The 18931-nt window shown below is 53.4% G+C and carries 20 protein-coding genes; 9 read left to right on the forward strand and 11 right to left on the reverse strand.

The window, feature by feature from the left end:
- Positions 1-7: 7 nt before the first annotated feature.
- From ruvB to aspS, 6 genes are all read right to left on the reverse strand, one after another.
- The gene (gene ruvB, locus AC6I8X_RS11430) at positions 8-1015 is read right to left on the reverse strand and encodes a Holliday junction branch migration DNA helicase RuvB (RefSeq protein WP_313688651.1); all 1008 of its coding nucleotides are present in this window, start codon (positions 1013-1015) and stop codon (positions 8-10) included.
- Positions 1016-1023: 8 nt separating this feature from the next.
- Entirely contained in the window at positions 1024-1638 is a 615-nt protein-coding gene (gene ruvA / locus AC6I8X_RS11435) for a Holliday junction branch migration protein RuvA (protein WP_299451588.1), read from the reverse strand.
- A gap of 82 nt (positions 1639-1720) precedes the next feature.
- Positions 1721-2248 (reverse strand): crossover junction endodeoxyribonuclease RuvC, encoded by a 528-nt coding sequence (gene ruvC, locus AC6I8X_RS11440; RefSeq protein WP_313688648.1) that lies wholly within the window; start codon positions 2246-2248, stop codon positions 1721-1723.
- A 37-nt stretch (positions 2249-2285) separates the two neighbouring features.
- On the reverse strand, positions 2286-3029 hold the full coding sequence (locus tag AC6I8X_RS11445) for a YebC/PmpR family DNA-binding transcriptional regulator (protein WP_299451590.1): 744 nt from the start codon (positions 3027-3029) through the stop codon (positions 2286-2288).
- 143 nt (positions 3030-3172) lie between these two features.
- Complete coding sequence (gene nudB, locus AC6I8X_RS11450; RefSeq protein WP_313688646.1) at positions 3173-3604, reverse strand: dihydroneopterin triphosphate diphosphatase; 432 nt, start codon at positions 3602-3604, stop codon at positions 3173-3175.
- Positions 3604-5385, reverse strand: coding sequence for an aspartate--tRNA ligase (gene aspS, locus AC6I8X_RS11455; protein WP_497839814.1), 1782 nt, complete (start codon positions 5383-5385; stop codon positions 3604-3606). Before aspS ends, nudB begins: the two co-directional genes overlap by 1 nt.
- Positions 5386-5606: 221 nt before the next feature.
- On the opposite strand from aspS, the gene AC6I8X_RS11460 reads away from it, so the two are divergent.
- From AC6I8X_RS11460 to cmoB, 3 genes are all read left to right on the forward strand, one after another.
- Positions 5607-6428 (forward strand): DUF72 domain-containing protein, encoded by an 822-nt coding sequence (locus AC6I8X_RS11460; protein ID WP_313684135.1) that lies wholly within the window; start codon positions 5607-5609, stop codon positions 6426-6428.
- A gap of 92 nt (positions 6429-6520) precedes the next feature.
- Positions 6521-7249: a carboxy-S-adenosyl-L-methionine synthase CmoA gene (gene cmoA / locus AC6I8X_RS11465; RefSeq protein WP_313684133.1), complete on the forward strand. Its 729-nt coding sequence runs from the start codon at positions 6521-6523 to the stop codon at positions 7247-7249.
- A complete protein-coding gene (gene cmoB / locus AC6I8X_RS11470) occupies positions 7246-8214 on the forward strand; it encodes a tRNA 5-methoxyuridine(34)/uridine 5-oxyacetic acid(34) synthase CmoB (RefSeq protein WP_299451599.1) in 969 nt (322 codons plus the stop codon). Before cmoA ends, cmoB begins: the two co-directional genes overlap by 4 nt.
- A gap of 3 nt (positions 8215-8217) precedes the next feature.
- On the opposite strand, the gene AC6I8X_RS11475 is transcribed toward cmoB, so the two are convergent.
- Positions 8218-8838 carry a LysE family translocator gene (locus AC6I8X_RS11475; protein WP_313684130.1) on the reverse strand — a complete coding sequence of 207 codons (621 nt, stop codon included), beginning with the start codon at positions 8836-8838 and terminating at the stop codon, positions 8218-8220.
- A 175-nt stretch (positions 8839-9013) separates the two neighbouring features.
- On the opposite strand from AC6I8X_RS11475, the gene AC6I8X_RS11480 reads away from it, so the two are divergent.
- Entirely contained in the window at positions 9014-10111 is a 1098-nt protein-coding gene (locus AC6I8X_RS11480) for a glycerol dehydrogenase (protein ID WP_497839815.1), read from the forward strand.
- Between the two features lie 51 nt (positions 10112-10162).
- Here AC6I8X_RS11480 and AC6I8X_RS11485 read toward each other — a convergent pair whose 3' ends face one another.
- Complete coding sequence (locus tag AC6I8X_RS11485; RefSeq protein ID WP_313684126.1) at positions 10163-11011, reverse strand: hypothetical protein; 849 nt, start codon at positions 11009-11011, stop codon at positions 10163-10165.
- Between the two features lie 384 nt (positions 11012-11395).
- Between AC6I8X_RS11485 and AC6I8X_RS11490 the strand changes: the two genes are divergently transcribed.
- Positions 11396-11584, forward strand: coding sequence for a ribbon-helix-helix protein, CopG family (locus AC6I8X_RS11490; RefSeq protein WP_084875423.1), 189 nt, complete (start codon positions 11396-11398; stop codon positions 11582-11584).
- Between the two features lie 767 nt (positions 11585-12351).
- On the opposite strand, the gene cutC is transcribed toward AC6I8X_RS11490, so the two are convergent.
- On the reverse strand, positions 12352-13104 hold the full coding sequence (gene cutC / locus AC6I8X_RS11495) for a copper homeostasis protein CutC (protein ID WP_084875425.1): 753 nt from the start codon (positions 13102-13104) through the stop codon (positions 12352-12354).
- Positions 13105-13191: 87 nt separating this feature from the next.
- Between cutC and AC6I8X_RS11500 the strand changes: the two genes are divergently transcribed.
- Positions 13192-14337 (forward strand): MalY/PatB family protein, encoded by a 1146-nt coding sequence (locus AC6I8X_RS11500; protein ID WP_313684120.1) that lies wholly within the window; start codon positions 13192-13194, stop codon positions 14335-14337.
- On the opposite strand, the gene AC6I8X_RS11505 is transcribed toward AC6I8X_RS11500, so the two are convergent.
- On the reverse strand, positions 14334-14894 hold the full coding sequence (locus AC6I8X_RS11505) for a VOC family protein (protein WP_299451608.1): 561 nt from the start codon (positions 14892-14894) through the stop codon (positions 14334-14336). The two genes, AC6I8X_RS11500 and AC6I8X_RS11505, sit on opposite strands and share 4 nt — an antisense overlap.
- 314 nt (positions 14895-15208) lie before the next feature.
- Between AC6I8X_RS11505 and AC6I8X_RS11510 the strand changes: the two genes are divergently transcribed.
- The 3 genes from AC6I8X_RS11510 to AC6I8X_RS11520 all read left to right on the forward strand — a co-directional run bounded on the left by AC6I8X_RS11510 (position 15209) and on the right by AC6I8X_RS11520 (position 18460).
- Positions 15209-15331 carry a hypothetical protein gene (locus tag AC6I8X_RS11510; protein WP_276329370.1) on the forward strand — a complete coding sequence of 41 codons (123 nt, stop codon included), beginning with the start codon at positions 15209-15211 and terminating at the stop codon, positions 15329-15331.
- Positions 15332-15508: 177 nt separating this feature from the next.
- On the forward strand, positions 15509-17239 hold the full coding sequence (argS, locus tag AC6I8X_RS11515; RefSeq protein ID WP_497839816.1) for an arginine--tRNA ligase: 1731 nt from the start codon (positions 15509-15511) through the stop codon (positions 17237-17239).
- 111 nt (positions 17240-17350) lie between these two features.
- Entirely contained in the window at positions 17351-18460 is a 1110-nt protein-coding gene (locus tag AC6I8X_RS11520; protein WP_497839817.1) for a lysozyme inhibitor LprI family protein, read from the forward strand.
- Between the two features lie 75 nt (positions 18461-18535).
- On the opposite strand, the gene flhE is transcribed toward AC6I8X_RS11520, so the two are convergent.
- Positions 18536-18931: a flagellar protein FlhE gene (flhE, locus tag AC6I8X_RS11525; protein WP_313684112.1), complete on the reverse strand. Its 396-nt coding sequence runs from the start codon at positions 18929-18931 to the stop codon at positions 18536-18538.

The following is an 18931-nucleotide window of genomic DNA, read 5'->3' on the forward strand; positions in this document are numbered from 1 at the left end:
CGCCGGTTTACTGTTCTTCGCGGGTAATCCCGAAGTGACGATACGCATGCTGCGTTGCCATACGGCCACGCGGCGTGCGCTGAACAAAGCCCTGCTGAATCAGGAAGGGTTCAATCACATCTTCGATAGTCTCACGCTCTTCGCCAATCGCTGCCGCCAGGTTATCCAGTCCAACCGGGCCGCCCATGAACTTATCAATAATCGCCAGCAACAGCTTGCGGTCCATGTAGTCAAAGCCCTGGCTGTCCACGTTGAGCATATCCAGCGCGCTGGCAGAAACCTCACCGCTCATATCACCATTGGCCCGCACCTCAGCGAAGTCCCGCACACGGCGCAACAGGCGGTTGGCAATACGTGGCGTCCCGCGTGAGCGACGTGCGATTTCCAGTGCACCCTCTTCGCTCAGCGCCAGGCCCAGACAGGCGGCGCTGCGACCAACGATATGTTGCAAATCCGCCACATTATAAAATTCCAGCCGCTGCACAATCCCGAAGCGATCGCGCAGTGGTGAAGTCAGCGAACCGGCGCGAGTGGTGGCACCAATCAAGGTAAAAGGTGGGAGGTCCAGTTTGATGGAACGCGCCGCTGGTCCTTCACCGATCATGATGTCCAGCTGATAATCTTCCATTGCCGGATACAGCACCTCTTCCACTACCGGGGAGAGGCGATGAATCTCATCGATGAATAACACATCATGGGGTTCGAGGTTGGTCAGCATCGCCGCCAGATCGCCCGCCTTCTCCAGCACCGGTCCGGAGGTGGTCCGCAGATTGACGCCCATCTCGTTGGCGACAATATTCGCCAGCGTGGTTTTACCGAGGCCAGGCGGGCCGAAGATCAACAGATGGTCGAGCGCATCACCGCGCAGCTGCGCCGCCTTGATAAAGATCTCCATCTGCTCACGCACCTGCGGCTGGCCAACATATTCAGACAGCAGCTTAGGTCGAATGGCGCGGTCGAGGTTCTCTTCTTCGTTAACACTGCTGGCGGAGACCAGACGATCGGCTTCAATCATGCTTTACCTCAAATGGCTGCGCGCAGGGCTTCGCGGATCAGGGTTTCGCAGTCCGCATCGGGTCGGCCAATCTTACTTACCATACGGCTGGCTTCCTGCGGTTTATACCCCAGCGCTACCAGGGCCGCAACCGCTTCTGCTTCCGCATCGTTGGTATCTGGCACGGCAGACGGCGTGGTCAGGGTAAAGGCGTTGTCGCCACCGAACAGATCGCCGTGCATCCCTTTGAAGCGGTCCTTCATTTCCACCACCAGGCGCTCGGCAGTTTTCTTGCCAACACCCGGTAACTTCACCAGCACCGCAATCTCTTCTTTCTCCACTGCCGTCACGAACTGCTGTGCCGACATGCCGGAGAGAATTGCCAGCGCCAGCTTTGGCCCGACGCCATTCACTTTGATCAGCTCGCGGAACAACGCACGCTCCTGTTTGCTATTAAAACCAAACAGCAGCTGCGCATCTTCGCGCACCACAAACTGGGTGAAGATAATCGCTTCCTGGTTTAGCTCAGGCAGCTCATAAAAGCAGGTCATTGGCATATGCACTTCATAACCGACGCCGTGCGCCTCAATTAACACCAGCGGCGGCTGTTTTTCCAGAATATTGCCTCGTAAACGACCAATCACCTGAGCACTTCCTTAATCTATGAGTAAGCCTGTTTATATACCATAAAAAAGGCTGGATGAATATCCAGCCTTAGGTTTTCATCTAGCCCGACCGCAAACGCCCTCGCGTCAGCACCAGCTTGCTATCACTCATCCGCGCCGCGTTCTGACTGACGTGGCAATGGGTGATGGCGATGGCCAGGGCGTCGGCCGCATCCGCCTGTGGATTGGCCGGTAACTTCAGCAAGGTGCGCACCATATGCTGCACCTGGCTTTTTTCCGCGCTACCCATGCCGGTCACCGTTTGTTTGACCTGGCGTGCCGCGTATTCAAATACCGGCAGATCGCGATTCACCGCTGCCACGATGGCGGCCCCACGCGCCTGCCCCAGCTTGAGTGCTGAATCGGCGTTTTTCGCCATAAATACCTGTTCGATGGCAAAAAAATCAGGCGAAAACTGGGTGATGATTTCGCTGACGCCGGCATAAATCAGCTTGAGACGGGATGGCAGGTCGGTAACGTTAGTGCGGATACAGCCGCTGCCCAGATAACTGAGCTGGCGGCCGGTCTGGCGGATAACACCGTAGCCGGTGACGCGCGAACCAGGGTCGATCCCAAGGATTATCGCCATGGTGCGTCTCCGGCAATCTGGGGTTGAGAAAACGCCATTACAGCGTTTCCGCCACCTCATCGGAAATTTCGCCGTTATGGTAAACTTCTTGCACGTCGTCGCAATCTTCCAGCATATCGATCAAACGCAGCAGTTTCGGTGCGGTTTCCGCATCCATTTCGGCTTTGGTTGACGGGATCATGGAAACTTCCGCGCTATCGGCTTTCAGGCCAGCGGCTTCCAGTGCATCACGCACCGCACCCAGTTCTTCCCAGGCCGTGAACACGTCAATAGCACCATCATCGTAGCTCACCACATCTTCCGCGCCTGCTTCCAGTGCAGCTTCCATCACGCTATCTTCATCCTTGCCCGGTTCGAAGGAGATCACCCCTTTCTTGCTGAACAGGTAAGAAACGGAACCGTCAGTACCGAGGTTACCCCCGGTTTTGGTGAAGGCATGACGCACTTCGCCGACGGTACGGTTGCGGTTGTCACTCAGACATTCCACCATCACCGCAGAACCGCCCGGACCGTAACCTTCATAAATGATGGTTTCCATGTTGGAATCATCTTCACCACCCACGCCGCGTGCAATCGCACGGTTCATGGTGTCACGGGTCATGTTGTTGGACAGGGCTTTGTCCATTGCAGCGCGCAGACGCGGGTTGGAACCGGCATCGCCACCACCCAGTTTCGCGGCAGTCACCAGCTCGCGAATGATTTTGGTGAAGATCTTACCGCGTTTCGCATCCTGAGCCGCCTTGCGGTGCTTGGTGTTTGCCCATTTACTATGTCCAGCCATAAAAATTTCTCTCCGATCTCAAATCTTATGCAGGGTATCTTTCTAACCTGACTGTTCAATTTCGCTGTGCAGTTCTGAAGAACGCACCAGATGCATTAAATTCTAATAAATGCGCCACCGAAAAAACGCGTGGCGGCTGGCATTCAGATAAATTCTTCAATTGCCTGGCGGTTACTCCAGGACTTCGTCAGGGCTGCTGCATCAGTGGGCGTCAGCCAGCGCGCGGCAAGGTGTTCACTCAGGATAACCTCGCGCTCTGCGGGCAGTGCCAGCCGGAACCAGTGTTCACGGTTGTGGGTGGTGCCCGGCGCGTAGCGATGGCGGTAGTGCGGGAAGATCTCGAACTCGATTTGCTTATGGCAATCTTCCAGCGACAGCTGTTCGGTTACCACATCAATCGCCAGTTCTTCCTGCACCTCACGCTGGGCAGCCTGAAGCGGGCTTTCCCCGGCTTCAAGGCTGCCAGTGACCGATTGCCAGAAGCTCTCGTCATCGCGGCGTTGCAGCATCAGCACCCGGCCTGAGTCCTGAGCAAAAATCACCACCAGAACCGAAACCGGATGCTTATAGCCCATTATTTATTCTCAAGCTTGTCTTTCTTCGGAGCCAGCTGAATCCCGAGATCGGCCAGCGCAGCCGGGTTGGCTTCGCTGGGTGCTTCCGTCATCAGACAGGCCGCCGCGGTGGTTTTCGGGAAGGCAATCACGTCACGGATGTTATCGGTGCCGGTCAGCAGCATGGTGACGCGGTCCAGACCAAATGCCAGACCCGCATGTGGCGGGGTGCCGAATTTCAGTGCATCCAGCAGGAAGCCGAACTTCTCACGCTGTTCTTCTTCCGCAATACCGAGAATGCTGAACACCGCCTGCTGCATTTTGCCGTTGTGGATACGCACGGAACCGCCGCCCACTTCATAACCGTTGATCACCATATCGTAAGCATTGGCGATGGCCTGCTCCGGGTTTTCTGCCAGTTGCTCAGCCGTCATCTCTTTCGGCGAGGTAAACGGATGGTGCATCGCTGCCAGACCACCTTCGTCATCCGCTTCGAACATCGGGAAGTCGATGACCCACAGCGGTGCCCAGGCTTTGTCATCGGTGATTTGCAGGTCACGACCCACTTTCAGACGCAGTGCACCCAGCGCATCGGAAACCACTTTGGCGCGATCGGCACCAAAGAAGATCACATCGCCATCCTGCGCGCCGGTGCGCTCAAGAATCGCGGCCACAATCTCAGCATTGAGGAACTTCGCCACCGGGCTTTGTACACCTTCAAAACCTTTCGCCAGCTCGTTGACCTTCATCCACGCCAACCCTTTGGCACCGTAGATTTCAACAAACTTGCCGTACTCATCAATCTGCTTACGGCTCAGGGTGGCACCACCCGGCACGCGCAGCGCGGCGACACGGCCTTTGGCATCGTTGGCCGGACCAGAGAATACCTGGAATTCGACGTTTTTCAGCAGATCCGCAACATCCACCAGCTCCATCGGGTTACGCAGATCTGGCTTGTCAGAACCGTAACGACGCATCGCTTCGGCGAAGGTCATTTGCGGGAAGCTGCCAAGGTCAACACCGCGGATATCCATCCACAGTTCACGGATCAGACGCTCCATCACTTCACGCACCTGTTCGGCGCTCATAAAGGAGGTTTCCACGTCGATCTGGGTAAATTCAGGCTGACGATCGGCACGCAGGTCTTCGTCACGGAAGCACTTCACGATCTGATAGTAACGGTCAAAGCCGGACATCATCAGCAGCTGTTTGAACAGTTGCGGTGACTGCGGCAGTGCATAAAATTTGCCTTTATGCACACGGCTCGGCACCAGATAGTCACGCGCACCTTCCGGTGTGGCTTTGGTCAGCATCGGGGTTTCGATATCGAGGAAACCTTCGTTATCCATAAAGCGGCGGACAAAGCTGGTGATTTTTGCGCGGGTTTTCAGGCGCTGAGCCATCTCCGGACGACGCAGGTCCAGGTAGCGGTATTTCAAACGTGCTTCTTCGCTGTTGATCTGGTTGGAATCCAGCGGCAGCGGCTCAGCACGGTTAATAATGTTCAGGTCATGGGCAAAGATTTCAATCTCGCCAGTCGCCATTTCGCTGTTTTTATTCTTCTCATCACGCGCACGCACGGTGCCAGTGATTTGGATACAGAATTCGTTACGCAGCTCAGACGCCAGCTGGAAAGCCTCCTGACGATCGGGATCGAAGAACACCTGGACGATGCCTTCACGGTCGCGCATATCGATAAAAATCAGGCTACCCAGATCGCGACGGCGGTTTACCCAGCCGCAAAGAGTGACTTGCTGACCCACATGAGACAGATTGAGCTGTCCGCAATATTCTGTACGCATAACGTATCCTTTTAACTTCGCCGCTGCAGCCAGGCAGCATCAGGCCGCGTAACCTTCTGAGATGCTGCCGCAAAAAAGGCGGCTATTATAATGGAAAAAGCCTGACAGGATAAGTAGAGCCGCGCCAAAGCGCTTAAAACATCTGCTTTTGTCACAGGTTGTTATCCCAGTGTGAATAAAACAGGTTAACCTGTCGCTGATTTTTCCGTATGGGGTTCGTTTTGACGCTACGTATTGGCTTACCGCAGTGGCAGCATGCACACTGGAAACAATTTGGTCTGGCAACGCTGGCCGATTATGCGCAGTTGTTCGATTGTGTCGAAGGCAATACCACGCTTTATGCATTACCAAAGCAGGAAGTGGTGCTGCGCTGGCGCGACATGACCCATGACGATTTTCGCTTCTGCTTTAAATTCCCGTCCACCATCAGCCACCAGGCGGCGTTGCGTAACTGCGATGATTTGCTGGCGGAGTTTTTGCGTCTGCTGGACCCGTTAGCCAACCGTATCGGCCAATATTGGCTGCAACTCCCCGCCGCCTTTTCCCCGGCGCAACTGAATGATTTGTGGCACTTTCTGGATAGCCTGCCGCGGCGCTTCAGTTATGGTGTAGAAGTGCGCCATGCGGCGTTCTTTGCCAAAGGCGAGGCCGAACGTGCGCTTAATCGCGGCTTGCAACAACGCGGCGTGAATCGGGTGATTCTGGATAGCCGCCCGGTACATGCCTCGCAATCACAAACCGCCGTGGCCATCCATGCGCGAGAAAAAAAGCCTCGCGTACCGCCACATGCGGTGCGCACCGGCAACCAGCCGATGGTGCGTTTTATCGGCAGTGATAGTGTTGATGAATCTGTGCCAATGTTTCAGCCGTGGCTGGCAAAATTGCCCGGCTGGCTGGTGGAAAGCGATCCGATGTTGTTTATTCATACCCCCGATATGGGTGAGGTTTTTCCACTGGTTGCCGCCTTGTGGCCCCAGTTGCAACAGCTGGAACCCCGGCTGCCTGCGCTGCCCATCTGGCCTCAGCAATCCAGCCTGTTCTGACACCTCGGGCTACACTCATGGGAAACGGGTGCAGCCTGCGGCAGTTTCTGCCAGAATAGCGCCCTTTCCGTTTTCTCTCCGGATATTTCATTATGTCTGACCGCGATACGCTATTTTCCGCACCCATCGATAAACTGGGTGACTGGACCTTTGACGAGCGCGTGGCTGAAGTCTTTCCCGATATGATTCAGCGCTCGGTGCCCGGTTATTCCAACATCATTTCGATGATTGGTATGCTGGCAGAACGCTTTGTGCAGCCCAACAGCAAGGTCTACGATCTGGGCTGTTCGCTCGGTGCTGCCACGCTCTCAGTCCGCCGTAATATTCATGTGCCGGGTTGTGAGATCATTGCTGTTGATAACTCGCCGGCGATGGTTGAACGTTGTCGCCGCCATATCGATGCTTTCCGTGCCGATACGCCGGTGCAGGTGCTGGAGGCGGATATTCGTGATATCCACATCGAAAACGCCTCCCTGGTGGTGCTCAACTTTACGTTACAGTTCCTGGAACCCGATGCCCGGTTGTTGCTGTTGCAAAAAATTGCCCAGGGCCTGAATCCTGGCGGGGCGCTGGTGCTGTCGGAAAAATTCAGCTTTGAAGATGCCGAAGTCGGCGAGCTACTGTTCAACATGCACCACGACTTCAAACGCGCCAATGGCTATAGCGAACTGGAAATTAGCCAGAAACGCAGCATGCTGGAAAACGTTATGTTGACCGATAGCGTCGAAGCACACAAAGCGCGGCTTAAACAGGCGGGTTTTTCCCACGCCGAGCTGTGGTTCCAGTGCTTTAACTTTGGTTCGCTGGTGGCACTGAAATGATTGATTTTGGTCGATTCTATCAGCAAATCGCCACTGGCCCGCTTGCCAGCTGGCTGGAAGTGTTACCTGCCCAGGTGGCGGCCTGGCAGCGGGAAAATCTACACGGTCATTTCCGTAACTGGGAAAAATCGGTTGAGCATCTTCCCGCACTTGTCCCGCAGCAGCTCGATTTACTGCATAGCGTCAGTGCACAACAGGATGATCTAACTGAACGTCAGCGTGCCGGGATTGAAAAGCTGTTACGTAATCTCATGCCGTGGCGCAAAGGGCCGTACTCACTCTACGGCACAGAAATCGATACCGAATGGCGTTCGGACTGGAAGTGGCAGCGTGTACAGCCACACATTTCCCCGCTGGCCGGACGCACGGTGCTGGATGTCGGCTGTGGCAGTGGCTACCACATGTGGCGCATGGTCGGTGCCGGTGCACAGCTGGTGGTCGGTATCGATCCCATGCAGTTGTTCCTGTGTCAGTTCGAAGCAGTACGCAAGCTGTTGGGTGACGATCGTCGTGCGCATTTGCTGCCGCTGGGCATTGAGCAACTGCCTGCGCTACAGGCGTTCGATACCGTGTTTTCGATGGGGGTGCTGTATCACCGCCGTTCGCCGCTGGACCATCTGCTGCAGCTGAAAAATCAGCTGGTCAGTGAAGGGGAGCTGGTGCTGGAAACGCTAGTGATTGAAGGGGATGAGAACGCGGTACTGGTACCTGGCGAACGTTATGCGCAGATGCGCAACGTCTACTTTATTCCTTCCGCTGCCGCGTTAAAAAGCTGGCTGGAGAAGTGTGGCTTCGTCGATGTGCGTATCGTTGATTACGCGGTCACCTCGGTGGAAGAACAACGTCGGACCGACTGGATGACCAGCGAATCGCTGGCCGAATTCCTTGATCCACTCGATAGCAGCAAAACGGTGGAAGGCTATCCAGCACCGCTGCGCGCGGTACTGGTCGCACGTAAGCCCTGATCTTTAACGCCGCGACAGCGCCAGCTTCGCGGCGAAACCGATAAATACGCAGCCAGTCAGACGATCCATCACTTTCAACACGGTCGGACGACGCAGGTGTGCAGCAAAGTAGTGGCTGCCACCAATCAGCACCGCATTCCACACCAGACCAATCGCCATATGGGTTAGCGCCATCAGGGTACACCACAACGGTACTGACGCACCGGCCGGGATAAACTGCGGCAGGAAAGTGACGTAAAACACCCCCACTTTTGGATTCAGCATGTTGCCCAACAGCCCACGACTAAAACAGGCGAAATAACTTTGTTCTTTTGTGGTGGTAACCTGCCCGTCATCCGCCTGAGTACGCGGATTCAGCAACAACTTCACACCCAGCCACAGCAGATACGCTGCCCCCACCCATTTCAACAGGTTATAAGCCATTTCTGAAGCCAACAGCAACGCCCCCAAACCCAGGCCCACCATCACTCCCCACACCAGACATCCCAGCGTGACACCGAACGCGGTAGCCGAGGCACGTTTCCAGCCCTGGGCCGCCGCACTACGCAGCACCAGTGCGGTATCAAAACCCGGTGTTAAGGTGAGGATGGTAATAGCAAACAGAAATGAAATCAGTAAAGTCATGGCGGGCTCCCTGTAAATTTGCCGCTATCTTAACGCTGCAATGGGAGGAAGACGATAGTTACCTTCCGTGAGTAACTGAGAATAATTCTCAACTTGCCACCAATGGTTAAATTACCGTCATTTTTCTGTGTCAGTTTGATGCCAGTCTCTTTTCTCACCCAAAGGAGTTATGGCTATGAGTAAGTTTATTTTCTCTTCACCACGGAAATATGTGCAGGGCGCTGGCGTGCTGGATGAACTGGGAGCCTCTCTCGCAGAGCTGGGTACACACGCTTTTCTGGTGGCCGACGATATCGTCTGGCAGCTGATTGGCGAGCGGACACAGCAGGCTTTAAAGGCCACCAGCATCGAATTCAGTCGTCAGCCGTTTAATGGCGAAGCCTCCAGCAATGAGATCAACCGCCTGGCACTACTGGCGAAATCTACCGGCAGCGATGTGATTGTCGGCCTCGGTGGCGGTAAAACGCTGGATACGGTGAAAGCCGTGGCTGATGAACTCAAACTGCCGGTCGCCATCGTCCCCACCGTAGCCTCCACCGATGCACCATGTAGCGCGCTTTCCGTGATCTACTCCGACAGCGGCGTGTTTGAAAGTTATCGCTTCTATAGCAAAAACCCGGATTTGGTACTGGTCGATACCGCGGTCTGTGCCAGCGCGCCCGTGCGTCTGTTCGCCTCCGGTATTGCCGATGGTCTTGCTACCTGGGTAGAAGCACAGGCGGTGTTGCGTTCACATGCCAAATCGATGGTCAATGGCGATCCTACCATCGCCGGACTGGCGATCGCCCGTGCCTGTGAGGAAACGCTGCTGACCTGGGGATTCAGCGCTTACACCGCCGTCAGCGAAAAACGCGTAACGCCAGCGGTTGAAGCTGTCGTAGAGGCCAATACCCTGCTCTCCGGCCTTGGCTTTGAGAATGCCGGTCTGGCTGGCGCACATGCCATCCACAATGGTTTTACCGCTATCGACGGGGATATTCACCATCTGACCCATGGTGAAAAAGTGGCTTATGGCACCCTGACCCAGATGGTGCTGGAGCAGCGTCCGGATGAAGAGATCGCGCGCTACATCCGTTTCTATCGTTCGATTAATATGCCGACCACACTGAAAGAACTGCATCTGGAGCATGAGTCCTGGGAGAACCTGGTGCGGGTGGGTGCGCTGGCAAATAGCGAGGGCGATACGCTGAAGAACCTGAATCCGCATCTGGCACCGGAAGACATCGCCAATGCCATTCTGGCGGTTGATGCGTTCAGTAAAACCGTTAAATAATCCAGTCTGCGTAGCGGCCTGAGTGATCGCGCCGCTACGCTGTTGTCATCGCTACTGCTCTTCAGTGGGTTTATCCCAATACTGATATTTGTAAGCCGAACTGAGATGACGCTCGATGGTTCCTTTCTCAAACACTTCGGTTTCGTGCAAATAACTGAGCGTGCAATTTCCTACCTCATCCCACAACTGACATTCATCCACCGATCGGAGGGTACTGACCGGTGTGGTCGCCGTGCCATTCAGACGTAACTCACGCCACTGATTGTCATAGGTGTAGGTATCTTTGCTGCGTGCGCTGATGGCGCTGATCACCAGCCCCTGTGGATTCCAGTTGTAGGTACTCTCACCGTTAGTCAGCGCATCGCTGCCGCGTGCGACGCTTCTTTCCACGCGGAAATGTTTGTCATAACGGTAAGTGGTATCGGTGAAGCCGTTTTTGCCCATGCTGGTAAATTTGTCAGAGGAACTGATGATGTTACCCCGCTGCCCCATCTGCCAGTTAATGGTGCCCTGCCGGTTATCCACCACCACTTCTTTCCCCTCTTTCAGGACTTTCACCAGATAGGCGTACTCCGCCACCCAGCCGCCCTGCACACGCGCAATATGCTGTTCCATGCTCAGCACGACATTACTTTCGCTTTTATCATAAGTAATGTCCGCCACCATCAAATCACCACAGGGATCAAACTGCCCCAGAATACGTTTCTGTGAATCAACGTCTTTACCAAATTCACCGGCAATCACCTGGCGCACAGCGCCTTTCGCATTCCCCCCCAGCATAATCCAGTTGTTGCTATTGGTGATGTTCTTGCTCAACGGCGGACAGACGGTGCTGACAGCCAGCGCAGCGCCACTGAGCGGAAAAAGCAGCAGTAAAACGGCACAAGGGATGGATTTCATGATGGTTATCCGTGAATAGCCTTAACTTTCAATGTAAGCATCTTTTTTCATGATGCGCTACGGTCAGCTTGCGGAGATCATCACAAAGGGGGAAGGAAGCTCATCACACAACAGTAAAAGACGAATCACCAGGATTTATTTAAAGTTTACTTTAAATATTTAAACCCGGTTTATATCCGCTATTTAATGTTAGCTTCTGCCATTGCAGGATTTCATAGATTTTAAAACTAAAAAAACTCTTCTGAACAAAGTCAAGTCTGATTAACCCATTATAGTGAGGCTATTCATGAGATTAAGCTCACTGCCGCCCATTTATAATCCCTAAGGCAATCTTAATGAGAACAGCCGTACCCTACTATCCCTAACTCTACGGAGGGTTTAAGCATGATTCAATCAGCCAGCGACATTCAGAAACGCAGCGATGAAAAGCGTGGTATGAAGCCCAAAACCTATAAACTCCCCCTGAATACCATCGATCGAATCGAGTTGCTCGCGAGTCATTCCGGGATATCTCAGGCAGCCATCATCGCCAATGCTATTGATATTTACGAGCAGTCGCTAAAACGACAATAACGCGCCATGTTCTGTTCCTGACGCGTAGCGGTGCGATTTATCGCGCGGGTTATGGTTGACGCGAAAAGATATTGCGCGATAAATCACGCCGCTACGTTTCATACTTTATCCATCATTAAAAGTGATGACGGGATGCCATTCCAGATAAGATTATCGTAGCTTACTCCTTATTATCTTCTCACCCTCCTCTGTGAGTCTGACCTCGTAATAGCGTGTCATATCGCTCACTACCACCACGAAATCAATTAAACCTTCGCGCATCAATGGTGCCAGGCTCCGGCAAGTGACCTCTTTACGTTTTCTTCGTACATTATCATGTCTGACTTCCACACCGACTGCTTTATCACCTCGTAACTTATAATCCGTTCCGTTTCGCATGCGATTCAGAGTCACGAGTTTCTCCTGTGAAATCATGGTCATATCCATTTACCCCAGCCAAAAGTACTACATTGATGACACACGAATGTTGTGGTTGATAAATCATCCGTGCTTTTAGTTGTAATAAGTTCTTTTCTCTGCACGTCATGGTAATGACAATATGGAGATTATGTGAGTTTAATATTGGCGGGTTGACGGATTTATATTTTTATGATTAGTCATATTTGATGCTACGCGCAGTAAGGGGACACCGACGTGGTATAACCAGGTTCCGCTGAGGTTAATACTTATTTTAGACAAAAAGAACCCCAGCAAGAAAAACTGGGGTTTGGTACTTGCAAACACCACGTCATGCTTTCGGCGTGCTGCGCGGCAAAATTGGCGCGATTTCAGGCTACCCGGACGGTGTTCATCTGCATCATGCTTTTCATGGCTTCCACCACATCACCGTCAACACAGTAGCGACTGAATTCATCGGTTTCCGCTTCAGAACACATCGACACCCCAGCTTTGCGGTAGCGCATTGGAGAGGCGACTAAGCGGCTTGCCGAGCTATGAACTTCCTGGATGCCACCATCCAGAAACTTTTGCAGGTTGCTAAGACGCACCCCTGCCCCGGCCATAATGATTGGACCCACGTTTTGCTCATTAAGTTCCCGCAATAATGGAATTCCGGTTTCCGCGCTTTGCTGCTGGCCCGAAGTCAGAATGCGCGCAATCCCCAAATCACTCAGTACCTCAAGGGCACGTTTTGGGCTATGGCATAAGTCAAAAGCGCGATGGAAGGTCACTGCCATGCCGTCACACAATGCCATAATCTGGCGCATACGGGCGACATCCACATGTGCATCTTCATCCAGCATGCCAATAACCAGACCGGGGAAACCCAGTTCACGCATCAGCGCCACATCCGATTTCATCACTTCAAACTCGTGGGCGGTATAACAAAAATCACCGCCGCGCGGCCGGACGATCGGATGCACCGGAATTGTCACCTGCCGTCGTGCCGCTTCCAGCACGCCCGCAGAAGGTGTCAGCCCACCTTCACGGGGTGCGCTGCAGAGTTCCACTCGGTCAGCACCGGACAGCTGCGCAGTCATTGCACAGTCGATGCCGTAGCAGCATATTTCCAGTTTCGTCATACTTTTCTCCTTTCACATGACTTCTGGCTCGGGAAGATTGCTTAAGTTAGTCTGCTCAATGAAGACAGTTTACGTGGAAAACTAACTATGGCATTCAATTTTGACCAATGGATAGACCGCCGTCACAGCGATAGTTTGAAATGGCACAAATATGGCGATCAGGATGTACTGCCACTATGGGTTGCCGACACCGATTTTCGCTCCCCGGAATGCGTGATTACTGCGATAAAAAACCGGGCAGAGCACGGTGTTTTTGGTTACGGTGCTACACCAACCGGATTGATTGATATCACGATTTCCCGTCTGGCGCAGCGCTATGGTTGGCATATCCAGCCGGAATGGATTGTGTTATTGCCGGGAGTCGTCAGTGGCCTGAATCTTTCGGTCCGCGCATTTACCGACCCCGCGCAAAGCACCGTCGCTCCAGACCCGATTTATCCCCCGTTTCGCGCTGCGGCTAAACTGGCGGATCGACGTCAAATCCACTTGCCGCTGCAGTTAGAAAATCAGCGCTGGCTAATGAATCTGGCGGTGGTCAATGAACAGATGCAGGGTAATGAACGTTTGCTGATGCTGTGCAATCCGCAAAATCCGGGCGGCACCGCTTATCGACGTGACGAGTTGCAGGCACAGCTGGCCTTTGCGCAACAATATGATTTGATCGTCTGCTCTGATGAAATTCATTGCGACCTGATCCTTAGCCCCGGCGTGCAGCACGTTCCTTTTGCATCACTCAGCGAAGACGCGTCACAGCGCAGCATCACGCTGATTTCACCATCGAAAACCTTCAACATTGCCGGGCTGGGCGCATCAATGGCGATCATCCCTAACCCGGAATTACGTAAACGTTTTAATCAGATGCGTCAGGGGATTGTGCCCGCGGTGGATATTCTGGCACTGGTCGCGGCAGAGGCGGCCTGGCGGGAGGGGGATGCCTGGCTGGCAGCACAGCTTGATTATCTGCGCGCCAATCGTGACTGGCTGGTGGAACAGGTAAATGCCCTGCCCGAGCTCAGCATGGTATCCCCAGAAGCGACCTACCTGGGCTGGATCGATGCCAGCAAGCTTGCCGTTGCCAGCCCGGCACGGTGGTTTGAACAGCATGGGCTGGGTTTCTCACCAGGACGCGATTTTGGCGACGATAATTTTGTTCGTTTCAATTTTGGCTGTACCCGCGCCACGCTGAAGGAAGCCGTCGCACGTCTGCAACGCGCGGTGGCAACCCGACGCTAAGCCTGTTCGCTGGCGACGATCTCTTCCAGTCGCCACGGATGAAACTTAATGGTAGTTTGCCCATCCGTCACTGCCAGGGTCGGATTGGGCAAACGCTCCTTTTCGCCCTGCGGGGTGCTGGTTTTAAAGGAAATTCCCGGTTGCATCAGCGCTTCATCGGCCAGCAGCGCCATCGCCCGCATGCCCAGCGTTTCCGGCTCACCACGCAACACAATTTCCACATGTTCCCATCCTTCATGCCGATAGAGTTTTTCACCCGGCCAGGGTAACTCGATCACCTCAACCTGCCAACCCGCCAGCTGCATGGGCTGATGCAGTTTGAACAAACAAATCGGACGACCATTGATCATAGCTTCAGAGAACTGGCTGCCGATTTGCAGCAAACCCTGCTTCCAGCGCTCAGCCGTAGCGTACTGATGGCAGCGAACTGCCACATGATCGGCTTCGTGTTGATCGAGCTGCAATCCCAAACGTTCAGCAAATTGGAGTAACGCCTGTTCAAAGCGCAGCAGGTCCTGTTCCAAATCCTTCAGTTCCGAAGGAAAAATCATCGTCATGCGTCAATCACCTTACGATTAGTTTAGATCTTTTAATCAATGCAGACTCTTGCAGAATCTGAATTTCTTCAGGCATAACTGTCGGAATCATCTGATTTCGACGCTAAAACCCCGTAAAACCGTATAAAACTGCCTTTCAATTCGGATTAATCGCAACCCCAGGTCCAAAAGTTACTTTATGAAAGTGCTTTAACTATCTGTTTTTAGTAAACATAATTAATACAATGAGATAAGTCTTATTTAGCCTGCAAACAATTGCAGCCTGAAATCCTTTCTTATAAATTTGTGACTACTCAAATAAAAGGAATGGCCCTATGTCTATGCTCATTGTTGTCGCGGTCCTGATTGCATTGATGGGATTTGCAATTTCCCGCCACTGGAAGGTGCGTGAAGACAAAAGCGTTAAAAATCCTCGGCGCTTTGCACGGCGCCGTTAATCGGCGCTGGTGTTTCCTCTATTTTTCAGTCTGAACCGATTGCTGACGCACTCTATCATTTCACGTATACTTCCCCTCTTATTTTTTCCGTCCCGCCAGCCCGAGAATGCCTCTGCGGGATGACGACAACGGCTCGCTCATGGCAGGCGGGCCATTTCAGCATATGAAGGTAACGCGGTGAATATTCAGGCTCTTCTTTCCGACAAAGTCGGTCAGGCAATGATCGCGGCAGGTGCGCCTGCCGATTGCGAACCCCAGGTTCGTCAGTCCGCTAAGGTGCAATTTGGCGACTACCAGGCGAACGGTATCATGGCGGTGGCAAAAAAGCTCGGTCAGGCACCGCGTCAGCTGGCTGAGCAGGTGATCCAGCATCTTGATCTGCACGGTATTGCCAGCAAAGTCGAAATCGCCGGTCCCGGCTTCATTAATATCTTCCTCAATCGCCAGTGGCTGGCTGAGCAGGCGGCGCAGGCGCTGGTATTACCCCGTCTTGGCGTTAGCACCGTGGCACCCGAAACCGTGGTGATTGACTATTCCGCACCGAACGTGGCGAAAGAAATGCACGTAGGTCACGTCCGCTCCACCATCATCGGTGATGCTGCGGTGCGTACGCTGGAGTTTCTCGGCCACCATGTCATCCGTGCCAACCACGTTGGTGACTGGGGTACGCAGTTCGGTATGTTGATTGCCTACCTGGAAAAACAGCAGAACGAACATCATGAAGATATCGCACTGGCTGACCTCGAAGCCTTCTACCGCGAAGCCAAGCGCACTTATGACGAAGACGAAGCTTTCGCTGAAATCGCGCGCGGCTATGTGGTGAAATTGCAGGGTGGCGATGAATATTGCCGCACCATGTGGAAGAAGCTGGTCGATATCACCATGAGTCAGAACCAGAAAGTTTATGACCGTTTGAATGTTACCCTGACGCGTAAAGATGTGATGGGTGAAAGCCTGTACAACGACATGCTGCCGGGCATCGTTGCCGACCTGAAAGAGAAAGGTCTGGCGGTTGTCAGTGAAGGCGCAACCGTGGTGTTCCTTGATGAATTCAAAAACAAGGAAGGCGAACCGATGGGGGTGATTGTGCAGAAGAAAGATGGTGGCTATCTCTACACCACCACCGATATCGCCTGTGCGAAATATCGTTACGAAACCCTGCATGCTGACCGCGTGCTGTACTACATCGATTCACGCCAGCATCAGCATCTGCAACAGGCATGGACCATCGTACGTAAAGCCGGTTACGTGCCTGAGAGCGTGCCGCTGGAGCACCACGCATTTGGTATGATGCTGGGCAAAGATGGCCGTCCATTCAAGACCCGTACCGGCGGCACCATCAAACTGGCTGACCTGCTGGACGAAGCGGTTGAACGCGCACTGGCGCTGGTCAGTGAGAAAAACCCGGATATGACACCGCAGGAGTTGCAGGAACTGGCGGAAGTGGTGGGCATTGGCGCGGTGAAATACGCCGACCTGTCAAAAAGCCGCACCACCGATTACGTCTTCGACTGGGACAACATGCTGGCCTTTGAAGGCAATACTGCGCCTTACATGCAGTATGCCTACACCCGCGTGCTGTCGGTGTTCCGTAAAGCCGGCATTGATGCCGACAGCCTGCAAGGCGAGATTGTATTGACTGAAGAGCGTGAAGCCCAGTTGGCAACCCGTCTGCTGCAATTTGAAGAAGTCATTACGCAGGTTGCACGTGACGGGACACCACATGTGATGTGTGCTTATCTGTACGATCTGGCGGGTCAGTTCTCGGGCTTCTACGAGCACTGCCCGATCCTGTCGGCGGAAGATGAGCAGGTGCGTAATAGCCGTCTGCAACTGGCGGCATTGACAGCGAAAACGCTGAAGCAGGGTCTCGACACCCTCGGCATTAAAACTGTCGAACGTATGTAATACAAATTAACCGCCCATCTTTGATGGTGGGCGGTTAGCTGAAATTGCATTAAAGAGCAGGCTTCCTCAGCCGATAGTAGTTTTTATCCATGGATGAGTCTGAGGAACAAAATGAAACGAATACTCCTGGCCGCCCTGATATTAGGGACAGCGCCTGTCGCTTTTGGCGCTTCATTTGACTGTAATAAAGCCGCCGGATTTACTGAGCTGACCATCTGTACCACACCCGCATTATCTACTCTTGATACGCAGCTAAACACCCTTTACAACACAGCCCTGCAACAACAGCCGCAAAATAAACCGTTGTTACGTAAATCGCAAATCGCCTGGCTAAGGGATATAAGAAATAAAGCCACCACCATTCAGGATCTGGAAACCGCTTACCAGGGACGCATCCGGGATCTCACCACCCTGACTGACGGCAAAGAAACCTCGTCGCCCAATACGTCCGTAAAACCCGTTGCGACGCCACCAGTAACCCCCGTGAAATCTCCGCTTGAAGTCAAAGCAGAATCCGGTGATGTGGCCGCACAAGCAGAGTTAGGCATTAAACTGAGTGACGGAAATCTGCAACAGCAACAAGCGGCACTGGCCTGGCTGGAACAAGCAGCCAAAGCAGGCAATATTGCCGCGATATCCCGCCTCGGTTATTTGCTGACTTACGGTGAGGGTGTGGTCAAAGATGTTCCACGGGGTGTTCAGCTTACTCAGCAGGCAGCCGTCGCGAACAATGCTGAGGCGCAGATAAATCTTGGTTACAGCTATGCAAAGGGAATCGGGGTTCCCAGGGATTTGCAACAATCGTTGTTATGGTATGAAAAGGCCGCCCAAAATGGCAGCCCGCTGGCGGCAAGGAATATTCAGGCCGTCAAATACCAGATTGCACAGCAGCAAAAATATCAGGATGGATTTACAGCAATTATTACCTGTGGCCCGATGGGCGGAAACTATGTCGATAATTGTTTCAATGATAGCGATCTGAAGATCACACAAAACAATATGACCACGCTTTACAATATGAACAGTGGCAATTATCCCAGCCAGGCGGGAGAAGCTAAAAGTGATGGCCTGCATATTCTTTTAACGAAAAGCTTCACGCTGTTTGCGCAAAACAGCATGGATAATGACATTCTCTCGATCAAAATTGTCAGAAACAGTACCGGTGACGTGGTTTATCAGGATCAGGCGTCAAAATATGGCGTAATCAAGGTGCAGAATTAAACGCATATTCCACAACGGCGCGATTTATCGCGCCTGCTTTACGCTACATGATGAACGTAACCTGTACCTGTTACGCTAATGATAATTCACCGTCACTTCACTGCTCACCACGCGTAAGCCTGGCGGCACGGCACCCCGTCCGTTAAAGCCAAAAGCCAGGTGCAACGTTTCATCGGCAGCGATATGCGCCAAACCGCGCGTTGTACCGCTCGCCCCCTCCAGCAGCACACAACGCTGGCTGGCACAAAGGCGCACCACCAACCCGGATGGTGCCGGACGGCTCAGCTGATAACGCCAGCTCACCTGCGAAATGGTTCCCTGCACCTTGGTTGCGGCACGTAACGGCGGAGAAGCCAGCCAGTTGCCACGCGCTCCAAGCGTCGGCCCGCTGGCGCTGGCATGCCATGCACCATCAGCCGCCACCGCCCACAGCGGCAGCAGCAGCAAAAAGCCCGGCCACACACGAAGCAT

The organism is Pantoea sp. X-Soil-TKNS-1280 (assembly GCF_059730475.1).

Bases quoted from the DNA above. Each gene is read 5' to 3' on its own strand.
- AC6I8X_RS11500 (WP_313684120.1), top strand. From the start codon at position 13,192: ATGGCATTCAATTTTGACCAATGGATAGACCGCCGTCACAGCGATAGT.
- nudB (WP_313688646.1), bottom strand. From the start codon at position 3,604: ATGGGCTATAAGCATCCGGTTTCGGTTCTGGTGGTGATTTTTGCTCAG.
- AC6I8X_RS11490 (WP_084875423.1), top strand. From the start codon at position 11,396: ATGATTCAATCAGCCAGCGACATTCAGAAACGCAGCGATGAAAAGCGT.
- AC6I8X_RS11520 (WP_497839817.1), top strand. From the start codon at position 17,351: ATGAAACGAATACTCCTGGCCGCCCTGATATTAGGGACAGCGCCTGTC.
- flhE (WP_313684112.1), bottom strand. From the start codon at position 18,931: ATGCTTCGTGTGTGGCCGGGCTTTTTGCTGCTGCTGCCGCTGTGGGCG.
- AC6I8X_RS11445 (WP_299451590.1), bottom strand. From the start codon at position 3,029: ATGGCTGGACATAGTAAATGGGCAAACACCAAGCACCGCAAGGCGGCT.
- AC6I8X_RS11505 (WP_299451608.1), bottom strand. From the start codon at position 14,894: ATGACGATGATTTTTCCTTCGGAACTGAAGGATTTGGAACAGGACCTG.
- cmoB (WP_299451599.1), top strand. From the start codon at position 7,246: ATGATTGATTTTGGTCGATTCTATCAGCAAATCGCCACTGGCCCGCTT.
- cutC (WP_084875425.1), bottom strand. From the start codon at position 13,104: ATGACGAAACTGGAAATATGCTGCTACGGCATCGACTGTGCAATGACT.
- AC6I8X_RS11510 (WP_276329370.1), top strand. From the start codon at position 15,209: ATGTCTATGCTCATTGTTGTCGCGGTCCTGATTGCATTGATGGGATTT.
- AC6I8X_RS11480 (WP_497839815.1), top strand. From the start codon at position 9,014: ATGAGTAAGTTTATTTTCTCTTCACCACGGAAATATGTGCAGGGCGCT.
- ruvC (WP_313688648.1), bottom strand. From the start codon at position 2,248: ATGGCGATAATCCTTGGGATCGACCCTGGTTCGCGCGTCACCGGCTAC.
- aspS (WP_497839814.1), bottom strand. From the start codon at position 5,385: ATGCGTACAGAATATTGCGGACAGCTCAATCTGTCTCATGTGGGTCAG.
- AC6I8X_RS11475 (WP_313684130.1), bottom strand. From the start codon at position 8,838: ATGACTTTACTGATTTCATTTCTGTTTGCTATTACCATCCTCACCTTA.
- cmoA (WP_313684133.1), top strand. From the start codon at position 6,521: ATGTCTGACCGCGATACGCTATTTTCCGCACCCATCGATAAACTGGGT.
- ruvB (WP_313688651.1), bottom strand. From the start codon at position 1,015: ATGATTGAAGCCGATCGTCTGGTCTCCGCCAGCAGTGTTAACGAAGAA.
- AC6I8X_RS11485 (WP_313684126.1), bottom strand. From the start codon at position 11,011: ATGAAATCCATCCCTTGTGCCGTTTTACTGCTGCTTTTTCCGCTCAGT.